Annotated in this window: 7 protein-coding genes and 1 pseudogene; 4 read left to right on the forward strand and 4 right to left on the reverse strand. The window is 64.7% G+C overall.

The features are described from left to right. The 4 genes from VA602_RS15925 to VA602_RS15940 all read left to right on the forward strand — a co-directional run. On the forward strand, positions 1-987 hold a 987-nt coding region (locus tag VA602_RS15925; RefSeq protein WP_323453687.1), incomplete at its 5' end, for a YifB family Mg chelatase-like AAA ATPase. A 143-nt stretch (positions 988-1,130) separates the two neighbouring features. Next, entirely contained in the window at positions 1,131-1,385 is a 255-nt protein-coding gene (locus tag VA602_RS15930; protein WP_323453688.1) for a DUF2790 domain-containing protein, read from the forward strand. Positions 1,386-1,418: 33 nt separating this feature from the next. Continuing rightward, positions 1,419-2,435 (forward strand): alpha/beta hydrolase, encoded by a 1,017-nt coding sequence (locus VA602_RS15935; RefSeq protein WP_323453689.1) that lies wholly within the window; start codon positions 1,419-1,421, stop codon positions 2,433-2,435. Between the two features lie 221 nt (positions 2,436-2,656). Next, positions 2,657-4,444, forward strand: coding sequence for a monovalent cation:proton antiporter-2 (CPA2) family protein (locus VA602_RS15940; RefSeq protein ID WP_323453690.1), 1,788 nt, complete (start codon positions 2,657-2,659; stop codon positions 4,442-4,444). Between the two features lie 90 nt (positions 4,445-4,534). Here the strand turns inward: VA602_RS15940 and VA602_RS15945 are convergent, their stop codons facing one another. The 4 genes and pseudogenes from VA602_RS15945 to VA602_RS15960 all read right to left on the reverse strand — a co-directional run. Further along, positions 4,535-4,819 carry a HigA family addiction module antitoxin gene (locus VA602_RS15945; protein WP_081255182.1) on the reverse strand — a complete coding sequence of 95 codons (285 nt, stop codon included), beginning with the start codon at positions 4,817-4,819 and terminating at the stop codon, positions 4,535-4,537. Between the two features lie 11 nt (positions 4,820-4,830). Further along, positions 4,831-5,109 carry a type II toxin-antitoxin system RelE/ParE family toxin gene (locus tag VA602_RS15950; protein WP_054893718.1) on the reverse strand — a complete coding sequence of 93 codons (279 nt, stop codon included), beginning with the start codon at positions 5,107-5,109 and terminating at the stop codon, positions 4,831-4,833. A gap of 260 nt (positions 5,110-5,369) precedes the next feature. Next, the gene (locus VA602_RS15955) at positions 5,370-6,188 is read right to left on the reverse strand and encodes an alpha/beta fold hydrolase (RefSeq protein WP_054893706.1); all 819 of its coding nucleotides are present in this window, start codon (positions 6,186-6,188) and stop codon (positions 5,370-5,372) included. Between the two features lie 115 nt (positions 6,189-6,303). Then, positions 6,304-6,518 (reverse strand): annotated as a pseudogene (locus VA602_RS15960) (hydrolase); the annotation flags it as partial.

Here is a 6,518-nt window from a genome sequence, read left to right on the forward strand (position 1 = left end):
AATGGCCAGGCACCGCTGCCAGCCTATGCTGCCAATGGCTTGATGCTACGCGCGCGCCCCTATCCGGACCTGAGCGAAGTACAGGGGCAGATCGCGGCCAAGCGCGCCCTGCTGGTCGCGGCGGCGGGGGCGCACAACCTGCTGTTCACCGGGCCACCCGGCACCGGCAAGACCTTGCTTGCCAGCCGCCTGCCGGGCTTGCTGCCGCCGCTGGACGAGCACGAGGCGCTGGAGGTTGCGGCCATCCAGTCGGTCAGCGGCAAGGCACCGATCGACTGCTGGCCGCAGCGGCCGTTTCGCCACCCTCATCACAGCGCGTCGGGCCCGGCACTGGTCGGTGGCGGCAGTCGGCCGCAGCCTGGGGAAATCACCCTGGCCCATCATGGGGTGCTGTTTCTTGACGAACTGCCCGAGTTCGAACGGCGTGTGCTGGAGGTGCTGCGCGAGCCGCTGGAGTCTGGCGAGATCGTGATTTCACGGGCCCGGGACCGGGTGCGCTTTCCTGCGCGCTTTCAGCTTGTAGCGGCGATGAACCCCTGCCCCTGCGGCTACCTGGGCGACCCGGCAGCCCGCTGCCGGTGCAGCCCTGAGCAGATCCAGCGCTACCGCAACAAGCTCTCGGGCCCGCTGCTCGACCGCATCGACCTGCACCTGACGGTCGCACGCGAAAGCACCACCCTCAGCCACCAGCCCAGTGGCGAGACCAGCGCCAGCGTCGCCGCCCAGGTCGCCCAGACCCGCGAGCGGCAACAGCGTCGCCAGGGTTGTGCCAACGCGTTTCTCGATATGCCAGGCCTGCGCAAACATTGCGACCTGAAAGCCGCCGACCAGTCATGGCTGGAGGGCGCGTGCGAGCGACTCAACCTTTCGTTGCGCGCCGCTCACCGTCTGCTCAAGGTCGCCCGCACGCTGGCCGACCTTGAACAAGCCGAGCGCATCGCCCGCCCCCATCTGGCCGAGGCCCTGCAATACCGCCCCGGTAGTTGACCCGACGTCCGCACAACCACCGATTACCCCACTCAATCTTCTCCATAGCAGAAATATATTTTGCGCGCTAAATATTTGCGCGCAATATTCACTTCAAGCAGCAAGCAGTCGCTGACCCCTTACCGAACCCTTGGAGAACGATCATGACCACTCCTCGCAAAGCCTTCGCCATCGCCACCCTGACCCTCGGCACCACTGCAGGCGCCTTCGCCCAGTCCATCGAGGCCACGCCGTACCACTACGGCATGAACCTGGACATCGCCCAGGTCATCGCGGTCGATGCCCCGAACAGCACCCGCAGCCATGCCTCGGCCGCCACCCTCACCTACCGCGACAGCAGCGGCCAGGTGCAGAAGGTCAGCTACATCCACCCCACCACCGCCGCCAACCAGAACTGAACACCACGGCCCGACACCAGAGGAGCTTGAACCATGAAACTGTCCCGCACCCTGACCACCGGCCTGCTGGCCCTCGCCGTCAACAGCGCCTTCGCCGCCGGTAGCCCCGGCGTCGAGCACACCACCCAGGGCTTCCTCGACGCGCTGGCCGCCGGTGGCGGCAAGCCGCTGGAAACCTTGGCGCCCAAAGACGCACGGGCCGTGCTCAGCGGTGCGCAGGCCAGCGTCAAGGTCGACCTCTCGGGTATCGAGGTCGAGCGTCGCACGCTGCAGATCGACGGCAAGCCGCTGGACATCCGCGTGGTGCGCCCGCAAGGCGCGAAAGGTGAGCTGCCAGTGTTCATGTTCTTCCACGGCGGCGGCTGGGTGCTGGGCGACTACCCGACCCACGAGCGGCTGATCCATGATCTGGTGGTCGGCTCCGGCGCGGCGGCGGTCTATGTCGACTACACGCCATCGCCAGAAGCCAAGTTCCCCACCGCTATCAACCAGGCCTACGCCGCGACCCGCTGGGTAGCCGAGTACGGCAAGGAAATCGGTGTCGATGGCAGCCGACTGGCTGTGGCCGGCAACAGCGTCGGCGGCAACATGGCGGCGGTGGTGGCGATCAAGGCCAAGGAAGCAGGTACGCCCAAGTTGCGGTTCCAGGCGCTGTTGTGGCCGGTCACCGATGCCAACTTCAACAATGCGTCGTACAACCAGTTTGCCGAAGGGCACTTCCTGACCCGCAATATGATGCAGTGGTTCTGGGACAGCTACACCACCGACCCGCGCCAGCGTGACGATATCCATGCTTCGCCGCTGCGGGCCAGCCTGGACCAACTCAAAGGCCTGCCACCAGCACTGGTGCAGACTGCCGAGATGGATGTGCTGCGTGACGAAGGCGAAGCCTACGCCCGCAAGCTCGATGCCGCCGGTGTGCCGGTGACTGCCGTGCGCTACAACGGCATGATCCATGACTTCGGATTGCTGAACGTGCTTGGGCAGGTGCCCGGAACTCGTAGCGCGATGGGCCAGGCGGCGCAGGCGCTGAAGGAACATCTGCAATAACGATGGTGGCCTCACGGGCCTCTTCGCGGGCAAGCCCGCTCCCCCATTTGTAGGAGCGGGCTTGCCCGCGAAGAGGCCCGCGAGGGCTATAAAGGCTCCAAATCCTGAACGCTGCTTCCCACCCCCGACGGTTGCCCCCTCCCCCCGCCGAGACGAAAATGCCTACCGTCCCCGGCGCCTGCTCACACAGCGCTTCATCCAAGCCTCCTGGAGTTCTACCCATGCCACATGAAGGCAGCATCCTGCAGACCGCAGTGATCTTCCTGCTTGCCGCCGTCGTCGCCGTGCCCCTTGCCAAGCGCCTGCAACTGGGTGCCGTCATCGGCTACCTGCTCGCCGGCGTGGCCATCGGACCACAAGCGTTGGGCCTGATCCGCGACACCGAGAGCGTGGCGCACATTTCCGAACTGGGCGTAGTCCTGCTGCTGTTCATCATCGGCCTCGAACTTTCCCCACGACGCCTGTGGCTGATGCGCAAGGCGGTGTTCGGCGTAGGCCTGGCACAAGTGGTGCTGACTGGCGCGATCATCGGTGCCATCGCCCTGTTCGGCTTTGCCCAGTCCCTGCCAGCAGCCGTGGTGCTCGGCCTGGGCCTGGCGTTGTCATCCACCGCGCTGGGCCTGCAGAGCCTGGCCGAAAGCAAGCAACTGAACGCCCCCCATGGGCGCCTGGCCTTTGCCATCCTGTTGTTCCAGGACATCGCGGCAATCCCGCTGATCGCGCTGGTGCCGCTGCTGGCGGCCAGCGGCCCGGACACCAGCCACGGCGACAGCATCGAACATGGCCTGCGGGTGTTCGGCAGCATCGCCATCGTCATCGTCGGCGGGCGCTACCTGCTGCGCCCGCTGTTCCGCATTGTCGCCCGTACCGGCCTGCCGGAGGTGTCCACGGCCACCGCGCTGCTGGTGGTGATCGGCACCGCCTGGCTGATGGAGGAAGCCGGCATTTCCATGGCACTGGGCGCGTTCCTCGCGGGCCTGCTGCTGGCCGACTCGGAATACCGGCACGAGCTGGAGTCGCAGATCGAGCCGTTCAAGGGCCTGCTGCTGGGGCTGTTCTTCATCAGCGTTGGCATGGGCGCCAACCTTGGCCTGCTGCTGGAGGCACCCGCGCTGTTGCTGGGCCTGACCTTGCTGCTGGTAGCGGTGAAACTGCCACTGCTGATGCTGGTCGGCCGTGCGGTGGGCGGCCTGAGCAACCTGAGCGCGCTGCGCCTGGGGCTGGTGCTGGCGGCGGGCGGTGAGTTCGCTTTCGTGGTGTTCAAGCTGGGCAAGGACCAGAACCTGTTCGACACCTACACCTACGATCTGCTGCTGATGACCATCACCCTGTCGATGGCCCTGACCCCGATGTTGCTGCTGGCCAGTTCGCGTCTGATCAAGCGCCCGGTGCCAGCCCGCGAAGTGCCGGAGCAATACCGCACGATCCAGGCCGACGCGCCGCGCGTGGTGATCATCGGCATGGGCCGCATGGGCCAGATCGTGGCGCGTATACTGCGGGCCCAGAAAGTCTCCTTCATCGCCCTGGACACCTCGGTCGATGCCATCGAGATGACCCGCACCTTCGAACAGGCCCCGGTGTTCTACGGCGACCCGATGCGCCCCGAGGTGCTGCATGCGGCCAAGGTCGGCGAGGCCGAGTACTTCGTCATCACCACCGACGATCCGGAAGCGACCATCCGCATCGCCGAGCGGGTCAAGCATGAGTATCCGCACCTGAAGGTGATCGCCCGGGCGCGTAACCGCCAGCACGTGCACAAATTGCTCGACGTCGGCGCCGAGCCGATTCGCGAAACCTTCTACTCGAGCCTGGAGATGACCCGCCTGACCTTGATCGGCCTTGGCCTGAGCGAGGCCCAGGCGGCAGACCGCATCCAGCGCTTCACCGAGCACGACCAGCAGGTGCTGGAAGCACAGGGACGGGTTCGCGATGACCGGGCGAAGGTGATGCAGACGGCCAAGGAGGCCAGGGTGGAGCTGGAGCGGTTGTTCGAATCGGATAGCGACTGAGCTGTATGCCGCAGGGGCCTCCATGCCGCCCCTGCGGCGACACGGCACCTGCTCGACGCCGTGCCAGGAAGGGTCAAAATCAGCTTCGGCTCAAGCAAATCCCAGCCGCGCGATAGGCGGGTGCTCACGATGAGCAGCCTGCCATAGATCATACGCCGCCTGCTCTGCCAGATATTGGCGGGCACTGCCCAGACCAGCCAATTCAAGCCGGTACGCAAGATCGGCGGAGATAGCTGCGCGCCCGTTCATCACAGTGGACAGTTGACCCCGGGAATAACCGAGATGACGAGCAAGCGCAGAGACACTCAGGCCAATCGCCGGCAGGACATCCTCGCGCAACGCTTCACCCGGATGGGGGGGGTTATGCATGGGCATGACAGTGCCTCCTAGTGATAGTCCAGATAGTCCACAAGCTCTGCATCAGTGCCGACAAAGCGAAACACCAGCCGCCAATTTCCCGATACGTTGACAGCCCAATACCCCTCCAAATGTCCGCGCAGGGGATGAATACGGTTTCCCGGACGCTCCATATCGTGCGGGCCCTTCGCGATCTCGAGTGAGGCCAAGAGTCTTCGTAAGCGCGGTACATGATCGGCACGAACACCCGACCTGTCGTCACGCTGGTACAAAGCCTTGAGGCCCTTGTGCCTGAAGCTTCGTATCATGGTCGCCAAAGTGTAAGGCCATACCTTACACACCTCAAGCACATCGAGCTCATTTGAACGTTGCTCCTCTACACAGAATGCACAATTCTGGAGGGAAGGCGTTCCGGGAGGGAGTTTCAGCTTTCCGCCTAAGGCGTGAGAGCCTTCCGATCCACTGGCGTGATCTGATACCTGCGAAAACCCACCACACAAACAGCAAAAAGGGCGACTGTCTCCAGTCGCCCTCAATCCCGCAGCTGCGCAGGCCCGGCCTCAGCCGGTCACTTCGCCAGAAACGCCAGCAAGTCGTCGTTCAATTGCTGCGCGTGGGTCACGGCAAAGCCGTGTGGTGCACCCTGATACACCTTCAACTGCGCCCCCTCGATCATCTCGGCGGCTTTCTTGCCGGTGGTCTCGAACGGCACGATCTGGTCGTCATCGCCGTGGATCACCAGTGTCGGTACATCGATCCTCGCCATGTCCGGGCGGAAGTCCGTTTCGGAGAACGCCGTCACGCAGTCGATGGTGCCTTTGAGCGAGGCCAGCAGGGCAATGTTCAGGGTCTGGGCCTGCACGCCCTGGGAGACTTTCTGCCCATGGTTGATGCCATAGAACGGCGCGGCGAAGTCGGAAATGAACTGGGCACGGTCGGCACGCAGGCCGTCGCGAATACCGTCGAATACCGATTTGTCGACGCCCTCGGGGTTGTCGGCGGTCTTGATGAACAGTGGCGTCACCGCACCCAGCAGCACCAGCCCGGCCACGCGCTCGCTACCATGCTTGGCGATGTAGCGGGTGACATCGCCACCGCCCATGGAGAAGCCGACCAGGGTGACGTCACGCAGGTCCAGGTGCTCGATCAACTGGGCGATGTCGTCGGCAAAGGTGTCGTAGTCGTAACCGTTCCACGGCTGGCTGGAACGCCCGAAGCCGCGGCGGTCGAAGGCGATGGTGCGATAGCCGCGGCTGGCCAGGAACTCCATCTGGCCATCCCACATGTCGGCGTCCAGCGGCCAGCCGTGGCTGAACAGCACGGGCTTGCCGCTGCCCCAGTCCTTGTAATAGATCGCGGTGCCATCGCGGGTAACTAGTGTGCTCATGTCGGAATCTCCTGAAAGTCGGGTAGGTCTGGATCTTGAGTGCGGGGCGCGAGGAACATTCCATCGCGCGGCTGGCCGGTCGGTCACGAGGCGTACCGACCGGCGTTTGGCTGGGTCACTTGCTCGCGGTGAGGGCGTTGTAGCTGGTGATCAGGTTGCGGTAGTCCGGGATGTGGTTGGAGCACAGCGCGGCCAGGCCTTCGACGTCGTTGCGCCAGTCGCGGTGCAGCTCGCAGGCCACGCCGAACCAGGTCATCAGTTGCGCACCGGCAGCTTCCATCCGGCGCCAGGCGGCATCGCGGGTCATCTCGTTGAAGGTGCCGGAGGCAT

Origin of the sequence: Pseudomonas machongensis (assembly GCF_034961125.1) — a bacterium.
In the GTDB taxonomy this organism is placed as follows: Bacteria; Pseudomonadota; Gammaproteobacteria; order Pseudomonadales; family Pseudomonadaceae; genus Aquipseudomonas; species Aquipseudomonas machongensis.

Bases quoted from the DNA above. Each gene is read 5' to 3' on its own strand.
- VA602_RS15950 (WP_054893718.1), bottom strand. From the start codon at position 5,109: ATGATACGAAGCTTCAGGCACAAGGGCCTCAAGGCTTTGTACCAGCGT.
- VA602_RS15940 (WP_323453690.1), top strand. From the start codon at position 2,657: ATGCCACATGAAGGCAGCATCCTGCAGACCGCAGTGATCTTCCTGCTT.
- VA602_RS15955 (WP_054893706.1), bottom strand. From the start codon at position 6,188: ATGAGCACACTAGTTACCCGCGATGGCACCGCGATCTATTACAAGGAC.
- VA602_RS15930 (WP_323453688.1), top strand. From the start codon at position 1,131: ATGACCACTCCTCGCAAAGCCTTCGCCATCGCCACCCTGACCCTCGGC.
- VA602_RS15935 (WP_323453689.1), top strand. From the start codon at position 1,419: ATGAAACTGTCCCGCACCCTGACCACCGGCCTGCTGGCCCTCGCCGTC.
- VA602_RS15945 (WP_081255182.1), bottom strand. From the start codon at position 4,819: ATGCCCATGCATAACCCCCCCCATCCGGGTGAAGCGTTGCGCGAGGAT.